Source organism: Microbacterium oryzae, assembly GCF_009735645.1.
GTDB lineage: Bacteria > Actinomycetota > Actinomycetes > Actinomycetales > Microbacteriaceae > Microbacterium > Microbacterium oryzae.
Genome location: NZ_CP032550.1, coordinates 2,752,858 through 2,778,077 on the forward strand (window position 1 = coordinate 2,752,858; position 25,220 = coordinate 2,778,077).

The window sequence follows — 25,220 nt, forward strand, 5'->3', positions numbered from 1 at the left end:
AGGCACGATCGACGGCCGGCCTCGCCCGTCACGGCATCTGCGATCGCCGCTGTCCGCGGCAACCGGCCATCCCCTGGACGCGAGATGCGGCACCTGCACCGGTCCGAGCCGCGGCCCGCCACTGCGGGGCCGCTTCTCAGGCCCGGATGAGGTGCTGGAACGTCTCGAGGATGAGCTCGACGCTCAGGCGCTCGGGGATGTCGGGCTCGCCCGCCTCGAACTCCGCCAGCTCCACCCCGCGCACCGCTCCGGCCGGGAGAGCGGCGAAGATCGCGGCGACCTGATGCGGCAGCAGCCCGTCGGGCACGCGGTAGGCGGCGGGGATGTAGCCGGGCTCGAGGACGTCCCAGTCGACGTGAATCCAGACCGGACGGTCGCCGACGAACGTGCGCACGGCGTCGGGGTTGCTCGCGGCGGGGGAGAGGACGCGCACGCCCGCAGCGCTCAGCAGTTCGCGCTCGGCGGGGTCGATGTCCCGCGCGCCGACGAGCGCAACCCGGGTCGGGTCGAGGCCTGCGCCGTGACCGCTGTCCCAGAGTCCGCAGGCGGCGGCGAGCACCATTCCGCCGAGGTACCCCGAGTCGGTGGTGTCGGGAGTGTTGAAGTCGCCATGGGCGTCCACCCACAGCACCACGGCGTCGGGGCAGCGGGCCGCGACCTCCGGCAGGGTCGCGAGGCTCGCGGCGCACGTGCTGGTCGCCAGCACCGGCACAGTGCCGGCGTCGAGCGCCGTCGCGAGCGCCGATCGCAGCTCGCGGAGGGTGTCGGCCGCGGCGGGCAGACTCTCGGTCCAGTCGTCCTCGACTGGCGCGGATGGCGTGCCCACCACCTGCGCCTTCACTCCCAGCAGAGCCGACAGCGCGTCTCCCGCGAGGCGTGCGCCGACGAGCGCTCCGCCCGTCCGATCGGCGACCCGCCCCTGCGAGACGATCAGCGAATGCTCCATGGTCCGTTCCCTCCGTCACCTGCCATCCTGGCCGGTTCCGACGATCGGGCGGCAATCAGCCCTGTCCGGCGGCGCGGATGGCCGGGGTGCTGAGGCCGAGCATGTTGCGCCCGCCCATGCGCGCGATGCGCAGCCGGGCGCTCCTATCGCCGAGGGTCGCGACGACGGGCGGGTTCTTCGCGGAGCCGATGGCGACGACCTGCTCGTCATCGAGGAGGATCGCGGCCGCGGGGCCGGTCTTCTCGATGACGGTGCGCAGCCGGATGGCGGTCATGGGGCGAGTGTAGGCGGGTGCATGAGGTGGCGCCCGCCCTCCGGGAGGAGAGCGGGCGCCGGGTCGTGCGGGATCAGGCGGTCTTCAGCGCGTCCTTCACGGAGATCGTCCGCCGGGCGGTGACGGCGATCGTCGTGGCGATGAAGCCGAGCACGCCCCAGACGAGGAGACCCGCGACCGCGGCGCCCGCGCCACCCGCGTCGGTGACGACCGAGAGCAGCGCTCGGTAAGCCGGCGCCGTCGGCAGCGCGGCGGCGAGGTCGGCGAGCACGCCGGGCGTCGTCGAGACGATGCCCGTGGCGATCGCGAGGGCGCCCACGACCGCCGAGATCCAGCGCCCGGCGCCGCCGAACACGGCGACGAGCGCCTGGTTCACGGCGGCGAACGCCACGCCCGCGAGGGCGCTGATGCCGAGGAAGGCCCAGAACGTCGGCGCCTCGTACCCCGTCGCGATCTCGACGACGACCGCCATGATGACGCCCTGCAGGGCACCGATGAGCGCGGCCGGCAGCAGCGTCCCGCCGGCCAGCAGGGCCGACGCGCGACGCGACGTCAGCGCGCGGCTCGTCACCGAGCGCAGCGCCACGAAGGTCGCGAGGCTGCCGAACCAGAGCACGACCGCCGCGAGCAGCGGGATGGCCGAGGTGCCGAACAGGTTCAGGTCGGTGTCCGCGTCGACCGGCGCGGCGACCACGGAGGCGAGCGAGCTGGCCTCGCCGTCGGTGAACGACGGCAGCTGGTCGACGGCCGTGCCGAGGCCCTCGCCGAGCGTTCCGGCGCCGTCGGCGAGCTCGCCGATGCCGTCGCCGAGGTCGCCCGCACCGGTCGCGAGCTCCGTCGCGCCGTCGCCGAGGGGGCCGGCGCCCGAAGCGAGCTGCTCGGCGCCGGAGGAGAGCTGGGTGGCGCCGCCCGCGAGCGCGCCGATCCCGGTGGCGAGATCGTCGGTGCCCGTCGCGAGCGTGCCCGCTCCGTCGGCCAGCTGACCCGCGCCATCCGCCAGCTGGGCGGTGCCGCCGGAGAGCTGCGCCGCGCCGCCGGAGAGGCCGCTCGCCCCGTCGGCGAGGGCGCCGACGCCCGACGACAGGTCGTCGGCACCGCCCGCCAGCTGGCCGATGCCGGCCGCGAGCTGGTTCGCGCCGTCGGAGACACCCGTCGCGCCGGTGGCGAGCTCGCCCGCGCCATCGGCGAGGCTCGAGGCGCCGGTGGCGGACTGATCGGCGCCGTCGGCGAGCTGCGTGAGCCCGCCCGCGAGCTGGCCGGCGCCGTCGGATGCCGCGCGCAGCTGGCCTGCGATCTGCTCGGGCGCCTGAGTCGCGAGGCCCGCCAGCCCCTCCGCGGTGCCGGCCGCGGCGGTGTGCGCCTGCGCCGCCGGGTCGACGAGAGCGGCAAGGCCCCCGCAGAACTCGGGCGCCGCGCCCGACACTCCGCACTGCTCGCTGAGCGCGGCGAGGCCCTCCGCGACGCCCGCGGTCGCCTGCGCGCTGCCGTCCGCGGCTGCGGTCAGCTCGGCGGGGACGAGTCCCTGCTCCGCGAGCTGGTCGGCGCCGGCGGCCAGCTGCGACTGCAGCTCGGCCGCACCGGCCTGCGACTGGCGGATGCCGTCGGCCAGCGCCGACACGCCCGTCGAGAGCTGCGATGCGCCGTCGGACAGGCCGGCGGCGCCGGTGGCGAGCTGACCCGCACCGTCGGCGAGCGAGGAGGCGCCGTCGGCGCTCTGTCGCGCGCCGTCCGCGAGGGCGGAGGCGCCGGTCGCCGCCTGACCCGCGCCGCTCGCGAGCTGGTCGGCGCCCGAGGCGAGGGCACCTGCCCCGTCGGTCAGCTGCGTCGCGCCCGACTGCAGGCCCGAGGCGCCATCGGCGAGCTGGTGCGCGCCGTCCGCGAGCTGGCTCGCGCCCGCGCTCGCATCGGTCGCGCCGCCGGCGAGCTCGCCCGCGCCATCCGCCAGCTGGCCGGCTCCCTCGCCGAACTGGCCGATGCCGTCGGCGAGCTGGGTCGCTCCGTCGGAGAGCTGCACCGCGCCATCCTGCGCCTGCGTGGCGCCGTCGGCGAGCTGCGTCGCGCCGTCGGCGGCGTCGCCCAGCTGCTCGCCGAGCGTGGTGTAGCCGATGAAGACGTTCTCGAGCGTCGACTCCGACAGCGTGGACCCGAGCGTCGAGGCCGCGACCTGCGCCACCTGCGACGCGATCGCGCCGTCGACGATGCGCGCGTCGGGCGCGGTGGTCACCTCGATCTTCGCCTGCTCGGGGTCCTCGTCCTCGCCCGAGAGCGACTTCGCCGACGACATCGCGGCGGCGGAGAAGTCCTCGGGGATGGTGATGACGGCCTGATAGGTGCCATCGGCGATGCCGTCGGCCGCGTCGTCGGCGTTGGAGAGCACCCAGTCGAGATTGCTGTCGAGGTCGTCGGAGCCCTCGACGAGACCGGCGGCGAGCTGGCGACCGAGCGGCACGGTCTGGCCGTCGATCTCGGTGCCGTCGTCGGCGTTCACGATCGCGGCGCTCATGTTCTCGAGCTGATCGGTCGGGTTCTCGAGCGACGCGACGAGCACACCGCCCACGACGGCGGGCAGCAGCAGCACGCCGACGAAGCTCAGCCACGTCACGCGCCCTCGCGACTCGGCGCGTTCGACGGATGGGCGGAAGCGGGTCATGCGGTCACCTCGAGGATCTCGGAGGGGCTGAGGATGGCGGTGGTCTCGCGCACGCGGAAGCCCGCGGAGGCGAGGAGCACGCGAGCGCGCTGCGCGTCGTGCGCGGACGCGACGACGGTGAGCGGGTTCGCCGGGTCGGCGTCGCGCGCCGCCCGGAGGAGGTCGGCGACCCGGTCGACCGCGGCGGGGGCGAGCGCGTCGAGGGCGTCGAGGACGACGAGCCGCGTGCCGCCCGAGAGCGCCTCGCGGAGGGTCGCGACGGGGTCGTCGCCGCTGTCGAACAGTGCGACGCCGACGTGGGTGCGGACCCACGCCCCGCGTCCCGGCAGGAGATGCCCCGCCACGCGCAGCCGGCCATCCGCGATCGGGATGCGCCCGGCGACGGCGAGGAGCACCGCGCGCGTGCGACGCGGGTCGGGGGAGGTCACGACGAGCGCGTCGCCCGGATCCGCGCGGAGGCTGACGTCGGAGACGACCTGCTCCTCGCGCTCGGCGATGACGACGCCCTCGGCCGCGACGACGGCGGTCGAGCGGGGCTCCGGCCAGTCCGCGAGCTCGCGCTCGCGCTCGACGGCCTCGCCCTCGATGTCGAAGTGGGGGAGCAGGCGCTCGAGCCAGGCCGGCATCCACCAGGCGTGGCGGCCGAGCAGGGCCATCACGGCCGGGACGAGGGTCATGCGGATGAGGAACGCGTCGACTGCGATGCCCACCGCGAGCGCCAGGGCGATCGGCTTGATGCTGCTGTCGCCCTCGGGCACGAACGCCGCGAACACGGCGAACATGATGATGGCGGCGGCGGTGACCACGCGCGAGGAGGCGGTGAAGCCCGACCGGACGGCGTCCGCGGCGACCTCGTTCGTGCGGCCCAGGCGGCGCGAGGCGTGGACGAAGTCCTCCCGCATGCGCGAGACGAGGAACACCTCGTAGTCCATCGCCAGGCCGAACAGCACGCCCATGACGACGATCGGCATGAACGCGATGACGGGACCCGTCTTGGCCACGTGCAGGAGATCGGCGCCCCAGCCCCACTCGAACACCGCGGTCACGACGCCGAACGCGGCGAGGATCGACAGAAGGTAGCCGGCCGTGGCCTTGAGCGGCACCCAGATCGAGCGGAACACGATCATGAGGAGCACGAACGACAGGCCCACGACGAAGATGCCGAACGGCAGCAGGGCCGCGCCGAGCCGGTCGGAGATGTCGATGGAGACCGCCGTGAAGCCGGTCACCTTGAGGTCGATGTCGTACTCGTCGAGCCACTCGTCGTGGTGGGAGCGCAGCTCGCGGACGAGGTCGGCGGTCGCCGGGTCGGACGGCCCGGTCTCGGGCACGATCTGGACGATGCCGGTGTCGGCGGTCTCGTTGGGAACGGCCAGCGCCACCTCCGCGACGCCGTCGATCTTCTCCACCTCGTCGCCGATGTCCTCCATGAGCCCGAGCGGGTCGTCGGACGTGACGATGGTGCCGGTGAGGATGAGCGGGCCGTTGAAGCCCTCGCCGAAGTGCTCGCCGACGAGGTCGTAGCTCTGGCGCGCCTCGCTGTCGGCGGGCAGCACGCCCGCGTTGGGCAGCGCCAGGCCGAGCTGAGCCGAGGGGATGGCGACCACGCCGAGTCCGACGGCGACGGCGATCGTCGTGATGAGCGGGTGACGCGTGACGCCGCGCACCCAGCGCACGGCGAAGCCGTCCTTGCGAGCCGCGGCACGGCCATCCGCCGTCTTCTTCGGGCGCCGCACGCGGCCGACCGCGCGGCCCTTCACGAAGCCGAGGAACGCGGGGGTGAGCGTGACGGCGATGAGCACGGCGATCGCGACGGCGACCGCTGCGGCGATGCCCATGGTGGTGAGGAACGGGATGCCGGCGAAGCCCAGGCCGATGAGGGCGATGAGCACCGTGGCGCCGGCGAACGTCACGGCCGAGCCCGCGGTGCCCGTCGCGCGGGCGGCGGATTCCTCGGGATCCACCCCCTCGCGCACCTGATCCTGATGTCGGGCGGCGATGAAGAGGGCGTAGTCGATGCCCACCGCGAGGCCGAGCATGAGCGCGAGCAGCGGCGTCGTCGCCGAGACCGTGGCCACCGACGTCGCCGCGACGATGCCGAGCATCGAGACGCCGACGCCGAGGAGCGCGACGCCGAGCGGCAGGCCCGCGAGCACGAACGAGCGGAAGGTCACGATGAGCACGAGCAGGGCGATGACGACGCCGACGGCCTCGGTGATCGTGACGGTGGGGAGCTCCGTGGCGTAGAGGTCGCCGCCGAGCGCGACCTGCGCGCCCTCCGGCAGCTCGTCGCGCAGCTCGTCGACGGCGGCGGCGAAGTCGTCCTTCGTCTCGTCGTCGATCTCGGAGCTCGAGCCGGAGAACTGCGCCTGGACGATGGCGGCCGTGCCGTCGTCGGAGAGGAGCCCCGTCACCATCTCGTCGTAGGGGGACGTCGAGCCCTCCACACCGGGGAAGTCGACGATCTCGTCGACCTTGTCCTCGATCGGGTCGCGGTAGGCCGCGTCTTCGATGTCGTCGCCGTCGGCGGCGATGACGATGAACTGCGCGGCGGTGCCGGAGACCTGCGGGAACGTGCGGCTCAGCTGCTCGAGACCCTCCTGGGCCTCCGTGCCCGGGATGGAGAAGCTGTTGTCGAATCCCTTGTTGAGGCCGAGCGCCGCCCCGCCCATCACGAGCAGGATGATCAGCCACGAGCCCAGGACTCGCCAGGGGTGGCGATAGGACCAGCGGCCGAGCGAGTACAGCAGGGTGGACACGAGGCGCCTCCGGAAGATGGCGGACGGGATTCGATACAGCGCTGTATCCGATACAGATGTGTATCGTAGTCGACGCGCACGGGACCGAGGCTGGGTCTGCCGTGTGAGATGGTGAACGACGCGGGAGGAGCGCCGACGTGGCGGATCAGGTGCGCGCGACCACGCGCAGTCGTGAGAACACGCGTGCGCGCCTGCTCGAGGCGGCCGCCGCCGTGTTCGCCGAGGTGGGTCTCGGCGAGGCGTCCGTCGAGCGGATCTGCGAGCGCGCGGGCTTCACGCGGGGCGCGTTCTACTCGAACTTCGCGTCGAAGGACGAGATGTTCCTCGAGCTCGCGAAGGCCGTCGCGCAGGAGCGCGTGGCGGCGGTGCGGGTGCGCGTGGCGGAGATGGACATCGGCGCGGGCCTCGGGGCGGAGGCGGAGAACGCTGCCGCGATCATCCGGGTCCTCGACGTCATGGACGACGACCGCGTCACCACGCTGCTCATGCACGAGATCGAGATCCACGCGATGCGCGATCCGGAGTTCGCCGCCGCCTATGCCGCGCAGCTCGACGACATCGTCGCCGAGGTCGTGCAGCTCGTCGAGGAGATCGTGGAGGCGGAGGGCCTCGCGCTGCGACTCCCCGCGCACGAGGCCGCGAGCATCATCCTCGCGGTGTGGTCGGAGGTGTCGCGCCGCGTCGCGATCGCCGGTCTCGAGGGCGACGCCGCGCGGGAGATCCGCAGCGTCGAGGTGGGCCGCGTCGTGCAGCTCGTCGTCGAGCGGCGCTGAGCTCTCGCCAGAGCAGCGCGTCGGTCCGGCCGGCCCAGAGCAGCGCGTCGGTCCGGCTGGCTCAGAGCAGCGCGTCGGCGATGGACGGACGCACGAGCGTCGAGTAGCAGCGCGAGATGCGCTCGCGCCACCATGCCGCGCGCTCGTCGGATGCCGCGTGCGCGTCGAGCAGCTCGGGGACGGGCTCGACGCGGGCGACGGAAATGGCGCCGCCCCGCGGCACGAGGCGCGGTTCCGCGACGTCCGCCGCGAGGAGGGCAGCGGTGCCGAGGCCGCAGTCGAACTCGAGGACGGGGAGCGCGGCCGCGAGCGCGGCGCCCTGGGCGAGGCCGATCGAGGTGTCGAGCGCGCTGGACACCACCGCCGGAAGCCCCGCGGCCTGCACGATGTCGAGTGCGCGGCGGGTGCCGCCGAGCGGCTGCGCCTTGACGATGAGGATGTCGGCGGCCCCCGCGCGCGCCACCCGCAGGGGGTCGGCGGCCTTGCGGACGCTCTCGTCGGCTGCGATGGGGATGTCCCAATCGCGCAGGCGGCGCCGGATCTCCGCGAGCTCCTCGACGCTCGCGCACGGCTGCTCGGCGTACTCGAGATCGAACTCCGACAGGGCGTGGAGAGCGCGCTCGGCCTCGTCGACATTCCATCCGCCGTTGGCGTCGACGCGGATGCGCGCCTCGATGCCCATCGCCTCGCGCACCGCGCGGACGCGCGCGATGTCGTCGTCGAGGGTCTGCCCGGCTTCGGCGACCTTGACCTTGGCGGTGCGGCAGCCGTCATAGCGGGCGAGGATCTCCGGCACGCGGTCGGCGGTCACCGCCGGCACGGTCGCGTTCACCGGGATGGTGTCGCGGTGCGCGGCCGGCTGCGGATTGAAGGCGAAGTCGATGGCCGACGCGAGCCAGGTCGAGGCCTCCGCGTCGTCGTACTCGAGGAACGGCGAGAACTCCGCCCACCCCTCGGGGCCCTCGAACAGGGCCGCCTCGCGGCGGCCGACCCCGCGGAACCGCGTGGCGAGGGGGAGGGAGACGATGCGCGTCGACGCGAGGATCTCGTCGAGGGCGGGCAGCGGAGCGGTCATGCGACCATCCTGCCCCTCCCGCGCGCGCGGCGCGCGGAACCGGGCCAGGGCCATCCGCTCGCTCTCGTCTCGACGCGGCCCCGGCCATCCGCCCGACCCTAGGCTGGCGGCATGCCGCTTCTCGACATCCCCGTGCGCCTCGGCGTGCAGATCGCGCCCCAGCACTCGGCCTACGCCACCATCCGCGACGCGGTGAGCCGGCTCGAGGACATGGGCGTGGACATCCTGTTCAACTGGGACCACTTCTTCCCGCTCTCGGGGGAGCCCGACGGACTGCACTTCGAGGCGTGGACGATGCTCGCGGCATGGGCCGAGCAGACCGAGCGCGTGGAGTTCGGCTGCCTCGTGAACTGCAACTCGTACCGGAACGCCGACCTCCAGGCCGACATGGCGCGGACCGTCGACCACATCTCGGCGAAGGGCGGCGACACCGGCCGCTTCATCTTCGGCACCGGCGCCGGATGGTTCGAGCGCGACTACGACGCGTACGGCTACGAGTTCGGGACGCCCGGGTCGCGGCTCACCGCGCTCGCCGAGGGGCTCGGCCGCATCGAGCGCCGGTGGGACGTGCTGAACCCCGCGCCGACGCGGCGCATCCCCGTGATGATCGGCGGCAAGGGCGAGCAGAAGACGCTGCGGCTCGTCGCCCGGCACGCCGACATCTGGCACTCCTTCACCGAGGGCGAGGAGCTCGCGCGCAAGCTCGACGTGCTCGCCGCGTGGGGCGAGAAGGAGGAGCGCGACCTGTCGGAGCTCGTCATCTCGAACGAGCTCAAGCAGCGCGACGAGGCCCGCGCCGATGCGCTGTTCGAGCAGGGCGTGCGCCTGTTCACCCTCGGGATCACCGGCCCCGAGCTCGACTTTCGACGAGGTGCGCCGCTGGCTCGCCTGGCGCGACGCGCGCAACGGGGGCTGACGCCGGGCGGATGGCCGGGATCGGGCGGGGAGCCGAGGGACGGGCCATCCGCTCGCCCGGCCGGGCCCGACGGACGCGGGAATAGGCTGGAATCGTGAGCGACGCCTTCGTATCCGAGCTGTTCGACCCGTCCGAGTGGGATGCCGCGCCCGGCTCGGAGGGGTACCGCGACATCACCGCGCACGTGTCGAAGGACGGGCGCATCGCGCGCGTCGCGATCGACCGGCCCGAGGTGCGGAATGCCTTCCGTCCGGCGACGGTCGACGAGCTGTATCGCGCGCTCGACATCGCGCGCACCGATCCCCGCATCGGCGTCGTGCTGCTCACCGGAAACGGCCCGAGCCCGAAGGACGGCGGCTGGGCGTTCTGCTCGGGCGGCGATCAGCGCATCCGCGGGCGGGATGGCTACAAGTACTCCGAGGAGGACGGTGCGGTCACCGACTCCGCGCGAGCAGGGCGGCTGCACATCCTGGAGGTGCAGCGTCTCATCCGCTTCATGCCGAAGGTCGTCATCGCGGTCGTGCCGGGATGGGCCGCGGGCGGCGGACACTCGCTCAACGTCGTGTGCGACCTGTCGATCGCGTCGGAGGACGCGAAGTTCAAGCAGACCGACGCCGACGTCGGCTCGTTCGACGCCGGCTACGGATCGGCGTACTTCGCGCGCCAGATCGGGCAGAAGTTCGCCCGCGAGATCTTCTTCCTCGCCGAGACCTACTCCGCGCAGCGCGCGTACGAGATGGGCGCCGTGAACCGCGTCGTGCCGCACGCCGAGCTCGAGCGGGAGGCGATCGCGATGGCCCGCACCATCCTCGGGAAGTCGCCCACGGCCATCCGCATGCTGAAGTACGCCTTCAACGCGGTGGACGACGGGCTCGTGGGGCAGCAGCTGTTCGCCGGCGAGGCGACGCGGCTCGCGTACGGGACGGACGAGGCGGTCGAGGGGCGCGACTCGTTCCTCGAGAAGCGCGACCCGGACTGGTCGCCGTTCCCGTGGCACTTCTGACGTCTGCGCGGGTCTGCGCGCGGGGGCGGGGAGTCGGGGTGCGGCGAGTCGGGGTGCGGCGGTGAAGCTCGAGCGATTCGAGGGCGACGAGCCGCGGGATCTGCTGCGCGCGCTGCGGCGCGCGCTCGGCGCGGGTCCCGCGATCGCGGTCGGCCAGGGGCGCGAGCTGCCGGCGGATGTGCCGCCGGGGACCGCGGTCGTCCTCACGACGTCGGGATCGACGGGCGTGCCGAAGAGCGTGCGGCTGTCGCGGCATGCGCTGACCGCGAGCGCGCTGGCGACGAGCGCGCGGATCGGCGCGGGGCAGTGGCTGCTGCCGCTGTCGGCGACGTACATCGCGGGCATCCAGGTGCTCGTCCGCGGGCTCGTCGAGGGGACGGAGCCGGCCATCCTCTCGGGCCGCTTCTCCGCCGCCGCGTTCGCGCATGTCGTCTCCGGCATGCGCTCGTCGCGCGGCGGAGTGAGGGTGCCGACCTACACCTCGCTCGTGCCCGCGCAGCTGCAGACGCTCGTCGACGCCGCGGACGATGCCGAGGTGCGCCGCGCCCTCGCGTCGTTCGAGGCCATCCTCGTCGGCGGGCAGGCGCTGCCCGCGGCGCTGCACGACCGCGCGACGGAGCTGGGGGCGCGCATCGTCCGCACGTACGGCTCGACGGAGACGAGCGGCGGCTGCGTGTACGACGGCGTGCCCCTCGACGGCGTGACGGTGGCGGAGGTCGACGGCGAGCTGCGGATCGCCGGTCCCATGCTCGCCGAGGAATACGTCGGCGACCCCGAGCTCACGACGCGCACCTTCGTCACGGATGGCGACGGCATGCGCTGGTATCGAACGGGCGACGCGGGCGCGGTGACGGATGGCCGGGTGTCGGTCACCGGGCGGATCGACAACGTGATCGTGTCGGGCGGGGTCAACGTGTCGCTCGACCGCGTGGAGCGGGTCGTCCGCGAGCTGCCGGGGCTCGCGGAGGCCGTGGTCGTCGGGGCGCCGGACGAGCGCTGGGGCGAGACGCCCGTCGTCGTCGCCGCGCGCACGGGGGAGGCGCCCGAGCTCACCGAGGTGCGCGCAGCGGTGGAGGCCGCTCTCGGGAAGCCGGCACGGCCATCCGCACTCGTCTTCGTGGACGCGCTGCCGCGGCTGACGTCCGGCAAGCCCGACCGGCGTGCGATCCGCGGGCTGGTGGGCTGAGGCGGGATCGCCGGCGGGGCTGGCGCGGGGGTTCCCAGCGCCAGACGATGTCGTCTCACCGCGGGGACATCGGATTCCGCCGTTTTCCGTGTCGCGCGGATGAGGCGACATCATCTGGTGCACGGGTGCCCCGCCGCCCGCCGTCCGTGCCTCGTCCGCCGTCCGCACAGCGCGGGGTCGTAGGATCGGACCCCGTGGCACAGCCGAAGAATCGCAGGAAGAACGTCAGCGGCAACCCGGCCAAGCGCAGCACGGCGGCGGCGCCGGTGTCGAAGCCGGTGACCTTCGGGGACTGGGTCGGCGCGGCACGGCTGCGCACCCTGCCGCTCGCCCTCACGCCGATCCTCATCGGAACGGGCGCCGCGGTGCTCGTGGGCGACGAGTTCCACTGGGTCATCGCGCTCGCGTGCCTCGTGGTCGCGGTGGCGCTGCAAATCGGCGTGAACTTCGCCAACGACTACTCGGATGGCGTCCGCGGCACGGACGACCATCGCGTCGGACCCGCGCGGCTCACCGCCTCCAAGCGGGTGACGCCGAAGTCGGTCCTCACGGTCGCGCTGGTGTTCTTCGCGATCGCCGCCCTCGCGGGGCTGGCGATCGTCATCCGCACGCAGCAGTGGTGGATGCTCGTCGTCGGCGCGCTCTGCATCGTCGCGGCCTGGTTCTACACCGGCGGCAAGCGCCCCTACGGGTACAACGCCCTCGGCGAGGTGTTCGTCTTCGTCTTCTTCGGGCTCGTCGCGACGCTCGGCACGACCTGGGTGCAGGCGCTCGCCCTGCCGCAGGAGGCGTGGTTCGGCGCGGTCGCATCCGGCTTCTTCGCGTGCGCGGTGCTGCTCGCCAACAACCTCCGCGACATCGACCAGGACCGCACGGTGGGCAAGCGCACGCTCACGGTCCTCATCGGACGCCGCGCGACGCAGGTGCTCTTCACGGTGCTCGTCGTCCTCGCGTTCGCGATCGCCGCGTACCTCGCGTTCTTCTACCCGCTCGCCTGGCTGGCGCTCCTGGCGCTGCTGGCCGCGGGCCCCGCGGTCGTCATCGTCTGGACGTATCAAACCGCGCGCGAGCTCATCCTCGCGCTGGCGCTCACATCGCTCGCGTCGCTGGGGTACGCGGTGTTCCTCGCCTGGGCCTTCATCGGCTGACGCCGGGTCAGTCCTCGCGGGTGGCGGCGTCCTCGGCCTCGGCATCGAGCTGACGGCCGGAGGCGCGGCGCGCCCGCTTGCCCTGATTGCGCTCGTACAGGCCCGTCGACACCTCGTTCAGGGGGCGCCGCAGCAGGAGGATCGACAGGCTCAGCCCGATGAGCGCTGCGAACAGGGCGGCGAGCCACCACAGCTGCTGGAACACCGGGAAGATCATCAGCACGCCGAACGGCACGAGGAACGCCAGCAGACGCAGCACCGAGTACACGACGACAGAGCGGATGTTCATCCCTCCATCCTAGAAGCGGCCGCCTGAGCGCACCCGGGGCGGCGTCCGCCAAGCGCACCGGTTCCGCGACGCCCAGGCCGCGCACGCCGCCGACGCCTAGGATGAGGAGATGGCCCGCGCTCTCATCCTCCTAGCGGTCGCCGCCGTCGTGTTCTGGGTCTTCAGCATCGTCGACTGCGCGGTGCAGTCGCCGGCCCGCCACCGCGGTGTCTCGAAGAACACGTGGCTGGTCATCGTGGTCCTCATCCCCGTCATCGGGGGGATCCTCTGGTTCGCGATCGGCCGCACTCGGCCCGACGCGCCGGCTCGCGGGCCCGTCGCGCCCGACGACGACCCGACCTTCCTGGGCACGCTCGGCGCGTTCCCCGACCAGGACGAGCGCATCCGTCAGCTCGAGGAGGAGCTCGCCAAGCTCGACGCCGAGGACGAGCCGAAGCGCAACCCCGAGCCGAAGCGCAACCCCGAGCCGAAGCGCAACCCCGAGCCGAAGCCGAAGCCCGACGACGAGCCGAACGGCGACGGGCGCTCGGGCGACGAGCGCGAGGGCGACGGCCGGGACCCGTCCGGCTCGCGCGGCTGACATGACCGAGCAGGCGATCGCGTCGCCGGCCTCGGAGGCCGCGTGGGCGCTGCTGTCGGAGCTCGTCGCGCAGGGCGTCACCCATGTCATCGTGAGCCCGGGCTCGCGCTCCCAGGCGCTCGCGCTCGCCGCCGCGCGCCTCGAGCGCGAGGGGCGCATCCGGCTGCATGTGCGCATCGACGAGCGCGTGGCGGGCTTCACCGCCCTGGGCATCGGCCGGGAGCTCGGCGTGCCGGCGGCGCTCATCTGCACATCGGGCACGGCCGTGGCGAACCTCCTGCCCGCCGCGCTCGAGGCCCATCACTCCGGCGTCCCCCTGCTGCTGCTCACGGCCGACAGGCCGCCCGAGCTCCGCGGCATCGGCGCGAACCAGACCATGCGCCAGCCCGGTCTCTTCGACGCGATCACCCGCTTCGCCGTTGACGCCGAGACCCCCACGGGCGCGGCGGGCGAGGGCGAGCGGATGGCCGAGCTCGCGTCGTCCGCGTTCGCTCACGCGGTGGGGGCGGCCGGGGAGGCGCCCGCCGGGCCCGTGCACCTCAACCTGCCGTACCGCGAGCCGCTCGCCGGGGCGATGCCGGCGGCGGAGGCGCGCGATGCCGACGCTCCCGCAGCGCAGACGACGGCGCTCGCGCGCCCGGCCACGGCCATCCCGCGCGGACCGCGGACCGTCGTCGTCGCGGGCGCGGATGCCGGCCCCGCGGCCGAGCAGATCGCGCACGAGGGCGGATGGCCGCTGATCGCGGAGATCGTGAGCGGCGCGCGCTTCGGACGCAATGTCGTGCACGGCTACCGGGAGGCGCTGCGGGAGCCGGAGCTCGGCGGCCGCGTGGAACGGGCGATCGTGTTCGGCCATCCCACGCTCAGCCGCGAGGTGTCGGCGCTGCTGTCGGACCCCGCGGTGGAGGTCGTCGCGGTGCGGCGTGGTGGCGAGGAGCTGAACCTCAACGGCGCGAGCCGCGCGGTCTGGGGCGTCGACGTGGCGGACGGCCCGGGCGACGACGTCTGGCGCGGCGCATGGCTGCGGTTCTCGCAGGCGCACCTGCCCGACCTCGCACCTCCCGCGCCCGACATCGACGGCCTGCAGTCGACCGACCCTCATCAGCGCGGCGAGGCGGTGCGCGCGGAGCTCGAGGCCGTGCGGCGCCCGCTCGACCGCGCGCAGCTGGTGGCCGCGGTGTGGGCGGCGACCTGGCCCCACGACCGGCTCGTCTTCGGCTCGTCGCGCCTCGTGCGGATCGCCGATGCGCTGCTGCCGGGCAAGAAGGTGCCCGTGCACGCCAACCGCGGCCTGGCCGGCATCGACGGCACCGTCGCCACCGCCATGGGCGTCGCGCTCGCGAGCCAGGGCGCGGCGCGCGCGGGCGTGACGCGCGTGCTGCTGGGGGACCTGACCTTCCTCCACGACGTGGGGGCGCTGCTCCTGCCCGACATCGAAGACGAGCCGCGCGTGCAGATCGTCGTGGGCAACGATCGCGGCGGCACCATCTTCGACGGGCTCGAGGTGGCGAGCACCGCATCGGCGGAGGACATGTCGCGCGTGCAGTACACGCCGCAGTCGGTGCGCATCGAGCAGCTCGCGATGGCGTACGGGTGGGAGCACCACCGGGTCACGACCCGCGGAGCCCTCGATCAGGCGCTCACCTCGACCGTCGGCCGGCGGCAGATCATCGAGGTCCCGCTCGCCCGCTGAACGGCGCGTCGACGCGACGGGGGCGACCTTCGAGAGGCGGGCTCCGGCCATCCGCTCTGGTGCCGTCGGCCGTGCCCGCGGCAGGATGGGGCCATGACCGCGAAGAGCCAGGTGAAGTGGACGGATGACGCGCTGACGGCGCTGCGGGCGGGGGAGGGGTTCCGGCTCGCGGATCTCGACCCGAGAGCGACGCCCGGCTACACCGGCGACAAGAAGGACGGCGCGGTCGACCTCGCCGCGGGCCTCGCGCAGCTGGCGGAGTACCAGGAGCGGCTCTACGCCGCGAGCCACGGCGGCGACGCGGACGACCGCGTGCTGCTCGTGCTGCAGGCGATGGACTCGGCCGGGAAGGGCGGCATCGTGCGGCACGTCGTCGGCGGCGTGGACCCGCAGGGCATCGAGCTCGCTGCCTTCAAGGCGCCGACACCCGCCGAGCTCGCGCACGACTTCCTCTGGCGCATCGAGAAGCGCGTGCCGCGCGCGGGCTACATCGGCGTCTTCGACCGCTCGCACTACGAGGACGTGCTCATCGGGCGCGTGCGCGGACTCGCGTCCGCCGAGGAGATCGAGCGCCGGTACGACGCCATCAACGCGTTCGAGGCGCGACTCGTCGAGCAGGGCACCCGCATCGTGAAGGTCATGCTGCACATCTCCTACGACGAGCAGGGCGAGCGGCTCATGGAGCGACTCGAGCGCCCCGACAAGCACTGGAAGTACAACCCCGGCGACGTCGACGAGCGCGCGCACTGGCCCGCCTATCAGGAGGCGTACCAGGCCGTCTTCGACCGCACCTCGACGGAGGCCGCGCCCTGGTACGTCGTGCCCGCGAACCGGAAGTGGTACGCGCGGCTCGCCGTGCAGGAGCTCCTGCTGGAGACGCTCGAAGGCATCGACCCCCAGTGGCCGGACGCGGACTTCGACGTCGCGGCCGAGAAGGAGCGCCTGCGCGCCACCATGGGCTGAGCCCGACGGGCGGGGCGGATGGCCGGGGCGGGGCGGCGGCCGGTGCGAGGGGGATGGCTCGGATCGCCCCGCGAAGGGAGGGCGCCTCGGGATGCGGGAGGATGGACGCATGGCTCGCATCGTGATCGCACCGGACAGCTTCAAGGGCACGATCGCGGCGGCCGACGTCGCCGCCGCGCTCGCCGAGGGATGGGCGAGCGTGCGCCCCGACGACGAGATCGTCGCGCGTCCGATGGCCGACGGTGGCGAGGGCACGCTGGCGGCGTTCGCGGAGGCGGTCGAGGGCGCGGTGCGCGTGCCCGTCCGGGTGACGGGGCCGACCGGATTCGCGGTCGATGCGAGCTGGCTGCGACTTCCCGCGACCGAAGACGCCCCGGGTGGGACGGGCGTGGTCGAGCTCGCCTCCACCTCCGGCATCGAGCTGCTCGGCGACGCCCGCCGCCCGTGGGAGGCTTCGACCGTGGGCTTCGGCCAGGCAATCGCCGCCGCCCTCACCGCCGGGGTCTCGCAGCTCATCCTCGGGATCGGCTCCAGTGCCTCCACGGATGGCGGGGTCGGGCTCCTCACCGCCCTCGGTGCGCGCTTCACAGACGCGTACGACACCTCCATCGCGCCCGGGGCGTCGGGGCTCGACGACGTCGTGAAGGTCGACCTCTCCCGCCTGCGCCCCCTGCCCGAGCGCGGCGTGCAGGTGCTGTGCGACGTCACGAACCCCCTCCTCGGCGGGCGCGGCGCGGCCGCCGTGTTCGGTCCGCAGAAGGGCCTGGACGAGGCGGGCGTCGCCCGCGCCGATGCAGGGCTCGCACGACTGGTCGAGGTGCTGAAGGGCCTGGGCGGCGACACCGTCGCCTCGTCGCTCGCCCGGGTCGCCGACCCCGAGGCGCCGGGCGCGGGGGCCGCGGGCGGCGCCGGCTACGGGCTGCTCGTCTGGGGCGCCGAGATCGTGCCGGGTGCGGTGCGCGTGGCCGATCTCACCGGCCTCGCCGCCGCGATCGAGGGCGCCGACCTCGTCATCACGGGCGAGGGCTCGTACGACGGCCAGTCCGCCGCCGGCAAGGCGCCCGCGCACGTCGCCGCGCTCGCCGACGCCGCCGGCGCGCGGGTCGCCATCGTGGCGGGGCGCATCGCCGCCGACACCTCGGCCGTGGCCCATGCGCTCTCGCTCACCGAGCTCGCCGGCTCCGCGGATGCCGCCATCGGCGATCCCGCCACGCACCTCCGCGCGGCGGGCGCCGCGCTCGCCGCCGCGTTCTGACGTCGGGCGCGATACTGAAGGCTGATCGACGGCGATGAGGGAGAAGCGGATGGCACTGGCCAACTGGGCGGGGAACGTGCGCTTCGGCGCAGAGCGGGTCGAGACGCCCGCGAGCGTCGACGAGGTGCAGGAGGTGCTGGCGAGCGCGACGCGCGTGCGGGCCCTGGGATCCGCGCACTCGTTCAACCTCATCGCCGACACCGACGACACGCTGCTGTCGACCGCCCGCCTCATCACCGCGCCGCGCATCGACACCGAGGCGCGCACGGTCACGGTCGGCGGCGGCATGCGGTACGGCGAGCTCGCTCCCGCGCTGGAGGCCGAGGGGTGGGCGCTGGCGAACCTCGCCTCGCTGCCGCACATCTCCATCGCCGGGGCGATCGCCACGGGCACGCACGGCTCCGGCGACGGTGTCGGCACGCTGTCGTCCGCCGTCGCCGGGCTCCAGCTCGTCACGCCCGCGGGCGAGGTGCGCGAACTGCGCCGCGGCGACGCGGACTTCGACGGCGCGGTGGTCTCCCTCGGTGCGCTCGGCGTCGTGACGGAGGTGACGCTCGACATCGAGCCGACCTTCGCCGTCCGCCAGCGCGTGTACGAGAAGCTGCCGCTCGAGGTCGCGCTCGCCGAGTTCGACGCGATCATGGGCGCTGCCTACAGCGTGAGCCTCTTCCACCGCTGGGATGCCCCCGACGTCGTCGACCAGGTGTGGACGAAGGCGCGCGGCGACGAGGCGCCGTTGCTGCCGGGCAGCATCGGCGAGGCGTCCGAGCAGGTGCACATGCTCGCCGGTGTGACGCCGGAGGCGACGACACCGCAGCGCGGCGAGGCCGGCGCGTGGCTCGATCGCCTCGCGCACTTCAAGCTCAGCCACACGCCGTCGAACGGCGACGAGCTGCAGTCGGAGATGCTCGTGCCGCGCGCGCACGCGGTCGAGGCGCTCCGCGTCGTGCGAGGGCTCGCCGCCCGGTTCGCTCCGCTCGTGCAGGTCATGGAGGTGCGCTCGATGCGGGCGGATGGGCTGTGGCTGAGCCCCGCATACGAGCAGGACACCGTGGGCCTGCACTTCACGTGGCTGCCGCGGCAGAGCGAGGTGGAGGGCGCCGTGGCGATGCTGGAGCAGGCGCTCGAGCCGTTCGGGGCGCGCCCGCACTGGGGCAAGCTCACGCGCCTCGACCCGCGCGTGCTCGCGGCGGTCTGGCCGCGGCTCGGCGACTTCGCGGAGCTCGCCCGGCGCTGCGACCCCGAGGGCAAGATGCGCAATCCGTTCCTGGATCGGGTGCTGACCGCCGGACGTTGAGCGAGCGGAGCGAGACGAAACGCCGCAACCCGTCCCCGACAACGGGTCACCGCGTTTCGTCTCCCTCGCTGGCGCTCGGTCGCTCAACGTCCGAGATGGGGACGCGACCACCCGGATGTTGAGCGAGCGGAGCGAGACGAAACGCGGTGAGCGAACGCTCCCTACGCCAGCGCGTCGACGATCGGGCGGAACTTCACGCGCGTCTCGAGCAGCTCGGCCTCGGGCTGACTGCCGGCGACGATGCCGCCGCCCGCGTGCGCGGTGACCGCCCGGTGCGCGCCCTCGGCGGGACCGATCTGCGCGCAGCGGAGCGCGATCGCCCACTCGCCGTCGCCGTTCCCGTCCACCCAGCCGACCGGCCCCGCGTAGCGGCCGCGGTCGAACGGCTCGATGCGGCGGATGGCCGCGAGTGCGGCGGGCGTGGGGGTGCCGGCGACCGCCGCGGTGGGGTGCAGCGCCCGGACCATGTCGAGAGCCGAGTCGCCGTTCGCCAGCGTGCCCTCGACATCCGTCGCGAGATGCCAGACGTTCGGCAGCTTGAGCGTGAACGGCTGCTCGGCCGCGACGAGTGCGGAGGTGTGCGGCTCGAGCGCCGTGAGCACGCTCTGCACGGCATAGCGGTGCTCGTCGAGGTCCTTGGGCGTGGTGGCGAGCTCGGCGGTGATCGCGGTGTCCTCGTCGGCGTTCGCCCCACGGGCGCGGGTGCCGGCGAGCACACGGGCGGTGACGGTGCCGCCGGAGACGGTCACGAGGGTCTCCGGGCTCGCGCCGACGATGCCGTCGACCGCATAGGCCCAGGTGTCGGGGTACCCCTCGGCGAGGGCACGCACGAGGCGCCGCAGGTCGGCGTCGGCAGGAAGGGTGCCGGCGATGTCGCGCGCGACGACGACCTTCTCCACCTCGCCCGCCTCGATCGCCGCGAGCGCGTCGGCCACGGCCTCGACGTGCGCGGCGGGGTTCAGCTCGCCGGGGCCGAGGGTGGCAGACCAGTGCGGCCCGTAGCCGTGCGCTTCCGGGTCCGCCGGAGCGGGGCCATCCAGTCGGCCGATGCGGGTGACCCAGCCGCGGCCGCCGCGGCGCCCGATGACGATGCTCGGCACGATGAGCGTGCTGGGCGCGGAGGAGGCGTCGTCGAACGCGAACGCGCCGAAGCCGACGAGACCGGTGCCCGGCAGCCCGACGGAGTCGTCGACGTCGGTGGCCGAGGCGATCGCCCGCCAGAGATCCGCGATCGCGTCGAGCCGGCCGTCCTCGCCGACGTCGATCCGCAGCACCTCGGCGCCCGCCGCGACCATCCCGTCGCCGCGTCGCAGCCAGACGAGCGGATCGTCGGCGGAGGCGAACAGCAGCGGGTCCTCGGGAGCGGGGATCGGGCGCGTGACGGCGCGCAGGCGCGGGAGGGAGAGCGGGTCGGGCACGACTTCCAGCCTAAGGAGTCCCGCTGGGGACGGGTCGTGCGCGCCTAGACTCGGCAGGATGACCTCCGATCGTCCCGCTGTGGGCACCCGACTGCTGTTCCGCTGGCGCAAGTGGGACGGCTCGCCGCACTGGGTGCACGAGTGCGTCTACCTCGGCGCGGACGAGTGGGGCGACTGGTTCGGCCAGCTGCCCGGATGGCGGAGCGCGCGCCCCGGACGCGACGTCACGCTGGACGCGGCCTGCGTCGTGCTCCTGCCGTCCGGCTCGGAGGCGTGGACGCTCACGCGCAACGCGCTCCCGTCGCCGACGCGGGTCTACATCGACCTCGCGTGGGAGGCGAAGTGGGATGGCCGTGGCGAGCCGACCGCCATCGACATGGACCTCGACGTCGTGCACCGCCTCGACGAGCGCGGCCTCTACATCGACGACCGCGACGAGTGGGACGAGCATCGCGCGCAGTACGGCTATCCCGCCGATGTGCAGGAGAGCATCGAGGCCGTCACCGCCGTGCTCGAGCGCGAGGTGCGCGACGACGTCGCGCCCTTCGACGACGCGACCACCCACCGCTGGTTCGCCGTGCTCGCGGATCTCGAGCTCGTCTGACCCGGCCGCACCGGAGCTCGTGATGCGCGCCGCGCGTAGACTCGCGGCGTGAGCGCCGCACCGCAGGAACCCAATCGCGCCGACCTCGGCAAGGACCCCGCCCGCGTCGCGGGGATGTTCGACCAGGTCGCCGCCCGCTACGACATCACCAACGTGGCGATGACGTTCGGCAACGACGCGCTGTGGCGTGCGGCGACGACCCGCGCCGTCGCACCGCAGCCGGGGGAGCGGATCCTCGATCTCGCCGCCGGCACTGCCTCGTCGTCCGCGTCGCTCGCGCGCAGCGGCGCCGAGGTCGTCGCTGCCGACTTCTCGCCCGGCATGCTCGCCGAGGGGCGCCGTCGTCACGGCGGGCTGCGCAACCTCTCGTTCGTGCAGGCCGACGCGACCGATCTGCCCTTCGCCGACGGCGAGTTCGACGCGGTCACCATGTCGTACGGCCTCCGCAACGTCGAGCGCCCGAAGAAGGCGCTCGCCGAGCTCTTCCGCGTGACGAAGCCGGGAGGGCGTCTCGTCATCAACGAGTTCTCCACGCCGCCTGACCGCCGGTTCCGCGGGCTCTACCGGTTCTACAACGACCGCGTCCTGCCGCGCGTCGCGCGGGTGATCGGCTCCAACGGCGAGGCGTACGACTACCTCAACGAGTCCATCCGCCACTGGCCCGACCAGAAGACGCTCGCGGCGTGGATCCGCGACGCCGGCTGGACCGACGTGCGGTACCGCAACCTGACCTTCGGCATCGTCGCGCTGCATCATGCCGTCAAGCCGTCGGATGGCCAGGGCGCGTCCGCGGAAGATGCCTCGGCGTAGAGGCATCCATGACCGTCGTCCCGACCGCGACAGGTAGGCTTGACGGGTGACTCCGAGCCCCACTGCGCCGGGTTCGCAACTGGCGAGCCGTTTCGGTCTGAGTGACCGCGTCTTCGCCGGTCCCCTCGCGCGGCGCCTGGCCGCCAAGATCGAGCAGGGTCTCGAGCAGGTGGAGAGCGAACTGGCGGTCGAGCTGAAGGCCGCCGACCCGCTCGTCGACGCCACCAGCCGCTACCTGTACGAGGCCGGCGGCAAGCGCGTGCGCCCCATGCTCGTGCTCCTCACCGCCCAGCTGGGGAGCGGTGCGAACCAGCGCGTCGTCGACGCCGCGAAGGCGCTCGAGCTCATGCACCTGGGCTCGCTGTATCACGACGACGTCATGGACGGCGCCGACCGCCGCCGCGGCGTGCAGGCCGCGCACCAGGTGTGGGGCAACAGCATCGCCATCCTCACCGGCGACCTCCTGCTCTCGCGCGCGAGCGTCATCATGTCGCGGAACGGCGACGAGGCCATGCGCCTGCAGTCGGAGACCTTCGAGCGCCTCGTGCTCGGCCAGATGCACGAGACCGTGGGTGCGCAGCCGGGCGACGACCCCATCGACTTCTACATCCAGGTGCTCGCCGACAAGACCGGCTCGCTCATCGCGGCGGCCGCCCAGGCCGGCGCGTTCTTCTCCGACGCCGACGAGAAGTACACCGAGCCGCTGCGCGTCTACGGCGAGAAGGTCGGCGTCGCCTTCCAGCTCGCCGACGACGTGATCGACCTGTCCGCGAACCCCGCCGACACCGGCAAGGTGCCCGGCACCGATCTGCGCGCCGGCGTCCCCACCATGCCGTATCTGCTGCTCGCGCGCCGTGAAGACGAAGAGTCGCGGGCGCTGCTCGCCCGCATCGACGAGGGCGTCGCGCGCATCGCCGACGGGGCCGACCCGGCCATCCTGGACGCACCGCTCACGGAGCTGCGCGACCATGACGTGACCGAGGCGACGCGCGAGCTGTCGCTGAAGTGGACGCGCGACGCGGTCGACGCGCTCGACGTGCTCCCGCGCGGCACCGTGCGCGAGGCGCTCACGCGCTTCGCCGAGAGCCTCGCCATCCGATCCAGCTGACGCCCGCGCCCGCGGTGCGAACGAAGGGGACCGAAATGACCAAGCTCCGTCTGGCGATCGTGGGCGCAGGCCCCGCCGGCATCTACGCGGCCGACATCCTGCTGAAGACCGAGCGCAGCTTCGACGTGTCGATCGACCTCTTCGAGCAGCTCCCCGCGCCCTACGGCCTCGTCCGCTACGGAGTGGCCCCCGACCATCCGCGGATCAAGGGCGTCATCGGCGCCCTCCGCGAGGTGCTCGACCGCGGTGACATCCGCATCTTCGGCAATGTGCGCTTCGGCGAGGACATCACGCTCGACGACCTCAAGCGCCACTACAACGCCGTGCTCTTCGCCACCGGCGCCATCCGCGACGCCGACCTCGCGATCCCCGGCATCGACGCCGAGGGCTCGTTCGGCGCGGCCGACTTCGTGAGCTGGTTCGACGGACACCCCGACGTGCCGCGCACGTGGCCGCTTACGAGCTCGTCGGTGGGCGTCATCGGCAACGGCAACGTCGCGCTCGACGTCTCGCGCATCCTCGCGAAGCACGCCGAGGATCTGCTGCCGACGGAGATCCCGCAGAACGTCCACGAGGTCCTCGAGGCATCGCCGGTCACCGACGTGCACGTGTTCGGACGCCGCGGCCCCGCGCAGGTGAAGTTCACCCCGCTGGAGCTCCGCGAGCTCGGCGAGCTGCGCGACGTCGACATGGTCGTGTACGACGAGGACTTCGACTACGACGAGGCCTCGAAGGCGGCGATCGCGTCGAACAAGCAGGTCAAGGTCATCGACCGCGTGCTGCAGCAGTGGCGCACCCGGCCGAGCGCGAACAACGCGGGCGGCACGGCCTCGCGTCGCCTGCACCTGCACTTCTGGGCGAAGCCGCTCGAGGTGAAGACCGACGCCGAGGGCCGCGTCGCCGCGCTCGTCTACGAGCGCACCCGGCCGGATGGCCAGGGCGGTGTGGCGGGGACGGGCGAGCTGCGCGAGGTTCCCATGGGGCAGCTGTACCGCGCCGTCGGCTACTTCGGGTCGCCGCTTCCGGGCGTGCCGTTCGACGAGAAGCACGGCGTCATCCCCAACCACGAGGGCCAGGTGCTGCACGAGGAGTCGAACGAGCGCTTCCCCGGCCTGTACGCCACCGGCTGGATCAAGCGCGGGCCCGTCGGCCTCATCGGGCACACGAAGTCCGACGCGATGGAGACCGTGCAGCACATCGTCAACGACCAGGGCTCCTGGTGGCAGCCCGAGGACCCGTCGGATGAGGCCATCCCCGCGCTCCTCGCCGAGCGCGGCGTCATCTGGACCGACCTCGAGGGGTGGCATCGGCTCGACGCGCACGAGATCGCGCTGGGCCAGCCGCACGGCCGCGCGCGCGTGAAGGTCGTGCCGCGCGACGAGATGGTGCGCATCTCGCGCGACTGACGGCCCGAGCGCCGGGTCGGCTCAGTCGCGCGGGCGCGACGTCGACGAGCGCACGACGAGCTCGAACGACAGCAGGATGTCCGCGAGCGGCTCGGAGCCGTCGCGCGGCTCGAGCTGCTCGAGCAGGATGTCCACCGCGCGCGCTCCCTGCTTCCGCGGGAACTGCGCGACCGTCGTGAGCCCGAAGAACTCGGCCTGGTCGTGGTCGTCGATGCCCACGACCGAGACGTCGTGGGGCACGGCGAGCCCGAGGTCGCGGGCCGCGAGGATGGCGCCGATCGCCATCTCGTCGGAGGCCGCGAAGATCGCCGTCGGACGGCTGCGCGGGGGAGCGCCGAGGAGCTGCTTGGCCGCGTGGTACCCGCCCTGCACCGTGAAGTCGGCGTTCGCCACGAGGTCGGCGTCGAACGGGATGCCCGCCTCGTCGAGCGCCGCCTCGTACCCGTGCCGGCGCTGGACAGGCAGGTGGAAGTCGGAGTCGAACTCCGCTCGGCCGCCGAGGTGGCCGATCCGCGTGTGCCCGAGCCCCGTGAGGTGCTCCGTCGCGAGCTTGGCGACCGCGACGTCGTCGATCGCGAGCGTGCGCACCCCCGGGATGGGCCCGCCGACGCCGACGATGGGCTTGCCGAGCGCGTGCAGGCGGGCGACCTCGTCCTCCGTGAGCTCGAGCGACACGGCGATCACGGCATCGACGCGCTGGCGCAGGAGGAAGTGCTCGAAGACGCTCGCGCGCTCCTCCCCGCCGCCGGAGAGGTTGTAGAGCGTCACGTCGTAGCCCGCCCGGAGGAGCGCCTGCTGAGCGCCCTCGAGCACGGAGGCGAAGTACCACCGGTTGAGGAACGGCAGCACGACGCCGACGTTGCGCGTGCGCCCGCTCGCGAGGCTCGAGGCGTTCGATGAGACGACGTACCCGAGCGCGTCGGCCGCCGCGAGGACGGCCTCCTTCGCTGCCGCCGACACGCGGCCGCGGCCGGAGAGGGCGCGCGAGACCGTGGCGGTCGAGACGCCTGCGCGCTGCGCGACCTCGGCGATGCTCACGGAATGCACGCGTTCATCGTAGGAGACGC

Annotated in this window: 22 protein-coding genes; 14 read left to right on the forward strand and 8 right to left on the reverse strand. The window is 73.4% G+C overall.

Going from position 1 to position 25,220, the window contains the following annotated elements; all coding sequences use genetic code 11:
* Positions 1-136 precede the first annotated feature (136 nt).
* The 4 genes from D7D94_RS12785 to D7D94_RS12800 form a co-directional block, all read right to left on the reverse strand.
* Complete coding sequence (locus D7D94_RS12785) at positions 137-946, reverse strand: arginase family protein (RefSeq protein ID WP_156242983.1); 810 nt, start codon at positions 944-946, stop codon at positions 137-139.
* Positions 947-1,001: 55 nt separating this feature from the next.
* Complete coding sequence (locus D7D94_RS12790; RefSeq protein ID WP_156242984.1) at positions 1,002-1,220, reverse strand: DUF1905 domain-containing protein; 219 nt, start codon at positions 1,218-1,220, stop codon at positions 1,002-1,004.
* A gap of 73 nt (positions 1,221-1,293) precedes the next feature.
* Positions 1,294-3,870, reverse strand: coding sequence for a YhgE/Pip domain-containing protein (locus D7D94_RS12795; RefSeq protein ID WP_156242985.1), 2,577 nt, complete (start codon positions 3,868-3,870; stop codon positions 1,294-1,296).
* Positions 3,867-6,629, reverse strand: a complete 2,763-nt coding sequence (locus D7D94_RS12800; RefSeq protein WP_156242986.1) for an MMPL family transporter — start codon at positions 6,627-6,629, stop codon at positions 3,867-3,869. The genes D7D94_RS12795 and D7D94_RS12800 overlap by 4 nt, the downstream gene beginning before the upstream one ends.
* Positions 6,630-6,766: 137 nt before the next feature.
* Here D7D94_RS12800 and D7D94_RS12805 point away from each other — a divergent pair, with 137 nt between their 5' ends.
* Complete coding sequence (locus D7D94_RS12805; protein WP_173024335.1) at positions 6,767-7,402, forward strand: TetR/AcrR family transcriptional regulator; 636 nt, start codon at positions 6,767-6,769, stop codon at positions 7,400-7,402.
* Positions 7,403-7,463: 61 nt separating this feature from the next.
* Here D7D94_RS12805 and D7D94_RS12810 read toward each other — a convergent pair whose 3' ends face one another.
* Complete coding sequence (locus tag D7D94_RS12810; protein WP_156242987.1) at positions 7,464-8,477, reverse strand: o-succinylbenzoate synthase; 1,014 nt, start codon at positions 8,475-8,477, stop codon at positions 7,464-7,466.
* 111 nt (positions 8,478-8,588) lie between these two features.
* Here D7D94_RS12810 and D7D94_RS12815 point away from each other — a divergent pair, with 111 nt between their 5' ends.
* The 4 genes from D7D94_RS12815 (at position 8,589) to D7D94_RS12830 (ending at position 12,730) form a co-directional block, all read left to right on the forward strand.
* Entirely contained in the window at positions 8,589-9,491 is a 903-nt protein-coding gene (locus tag D7D94_RS12815) for an LLM class F420-dependent oxidoreductase (protein WP_343032136.1), read from the forward strand.
* The gene (locus D7D94_RS12820) at positions 9,488-10,396 is read left to right on the forward strand and encodes a 1,4-dihydroxy-2-naphthoyl-CoA synthase (protein WP_156242988.1); all 909 of its coding nucleotides are present in this window, start codon (positions 9,488-9,490) and stop codon (positions 10,394-10,396) included. Before D7D94_RS12815 ends, D7D94_RS12820 begins: the two co-directional genes overlap by 4 nt.
* Positions 10,397-10,457: 61 nt before the next feature.
* The gene (locus tag D7D94_RS12825; protein ID WP_156242989.1) at positions 10,458-11,582 is read left to right on the forward strand and encodes an AMP-binding protein; all 1,125 of its coding nucleotides are present in this window, start codon (positions 10,458-10,460) and stop codon (positions 11,580-11,582) included.
* A gap of 194 nt (positions 11,583-11,776) precedes the next feature.
* The gene (locus tag D7D94_RS12830; RefSeq protein ID WP_246171803.1) at positions 11,777-12,730 is read left to right on the forward strand and encodes a 1,4-dihydroxy-2-naphthoate polyprenyltransferase; all 954 of its coding nucleotides are present in this window, start codon (positions 11,777-11,779) and stop codon (positions 12,728-12,730) included.
* A gap of 7 nt (positions 12,731-12,737) precedes the next feature.
* Here the strand turns inward: D7D94_RS12830 and D7D94_RS12835 are convergent, their stop codons facing one another.
* On the reverse strand, positions 12,738-13,019 hold the full coding sequence (locus D7D94_RS12835; RefSeq protein WP_156242991.1) for a DUF4229 domain-containing protein: 282 nt from the start codon (positions 13,017-13,019) through the stop codon (positions 12,738-12,740).
* Between the two features lie 109 nt (positions 13,020-13,128).
* On the opposite strand from D7D94_RS12835, the gene D7D94_RS12840 reads away from it, so the two are divergent.
* The 5 genes from D7D94_RS12840 (at position 13,129) to D7D94_RS12860 (ending at position 18,807) form a co-directional block, all read left to right on the forward strand.
* Entirely contained in the window at positions 13,129-13,599 is a 471-nt protein-coding gene (locus D7D94_RS12840; RefSeq protein WP_156242992.1) for a PLD nuclease N-terminal domain-containing protein, read from the forward strand.
* Position 13,600: 1 nt separating this feature from the next.
* Positions 13,601-15,292, forward strand: coding sequence for a 2-succinyl-5-enolpyruvyl-6-hydroxy-3-cyclohexene-1-carboxylic-acid synthase (gene menD / locus D7D94_RS12845; RefSeq protein WP_156242993.1), 1,692 nt, complete (start codon positions 13,601-13,603; stop codon positions 15,290-15,292).
* 93 nt (positions 15,293-15,385) lie between these two features.
* Positions 15,386-16,255, forward strand: coding sequence for a polyphosphate kinase 2 family protein (locus D7D94_RS12850; RefSeq protein ID WP_156242994.1), 870 nt, complete (start codon positions 15,386-15,388; stop codon positions 16,253-16,255).
* Between the two features lie 109 nt (positions 16,256-16,364).
* Positions 16,365-17,510, forward strand: coding sequence for a glycerate kinase (locus D7D94_RS12855; RefSeq protein ID WP_156242995.1), 1,146 nt, complete (start codon positions 16,365-16,367; stop codon positions 17,508-17,510).
* A gap of 49 nt (positions 17,511-17,559) precedes the next feature.
* Positions 17,560-18,807, forward strand: a complete 1,248-nt coding sequence (locus D7D94_RS12860; RefSeq protein WP_156242996.1) for an FAD-binding protein — start codon at positions 17,560-17,562, stop codon at positions 18,805-18,807.
* Between the two features lie 161 nt (positions 18,808-18,968).
* Here the strand turns inward: D7D94_RS12860 and D7D94_RS12865 are convergent, their stop codons facing one another.
* On the reverse strand, positions 18,969-20,225 hold the full coding sequence (locus D7D94_RS12865; protein ID WP_246171804.1) for an isochorismate synthase: 1,257 nt from the start codon (positions 20,223-20,225) through the stop codon (positions 18,969-18,971).
* A gap of 58 nt (positions 20,226-20,283) precedes the next feature.
* On the opposite strand from D7D94_RS12865, the gene D7D94_RS12870 reads away from it, so the two are divergent.
* Genes D7D94_RS12870 through D7D94_RS12885 form a run of 4 tightly spaced genes read left to right on the forward strand, consistent with a single transcriptional unit; the run spans position 20,284 to position 24,153 of the window.
* On the forward strand, positions 20,284-20,829 hold the full coding sequence (locus tag D7D94_RS12870) for a DUF402 domain-containing protein (protein ID WP_156242997.1): 546 nt from the start codon (positions 20,284-20,286) through the stop codon (positions 20,827-20,829).
* Positions 20,830-20,877: 48 nt separating this feature from the next.
* Positions 20,878-21,639: a class I SAM-dependent methyltransferase gene (locus D7D94_RS12875; RefSeq protein WP_281349292.1), complete on the forward strand. Its 762-nt coding sequence runs from the start codon at positions 20,878-20,880 to the stop codon at positions 21,637-21,639.
* A 46-nt stretch (positions 21,640-21,685) separates the two neighbouring features.
* Positions 21,686-22,747: a polyprenyl synthetase family protein gene (locus D7D94_RS12880; RefSeq protein WP_156242998.1), complete on the forward strand. Its 1,062-nt coding sequence runs from the start codon at positions 21,686-21,688 to the stop codon at positions 22,745-22,747.
* A 35-nt stretch (positions 22,748-22,782) separates the two neighbouring features.
* Positions 22,783-24,153, forward strand: a complete 1,371-nt coding sequence (locus D7D94_RS12885; RefSeq protein WP_156242999.1) for an FAD-dependent oxidoreductase — start codon at positions 22,783-22,785, stop codon at positions 24,151-24,153.
* Positions 24,154-24,174: 21 nt separating this feature from the next.
* Here the strand turns inward: D7D94_RS12885 and D7D94_RS12890 are convergent, their stop codons facing one another.
* The gene (locus tag D7D94_RS12890; RefSeq protein WP_246171805.1) at positions 24,175-25,200 is read right to left on the reverse strand and encodes a LacI family DNA-binding transcriptional regulator; all 1,026 of its coding nucleotides are present in this window, start codon (positions 25,198-25,200) and stop codon (positions 24,175-24,177) included.
* Positions 25,201-25,220 lie beyond the last annotated feature (20 nt).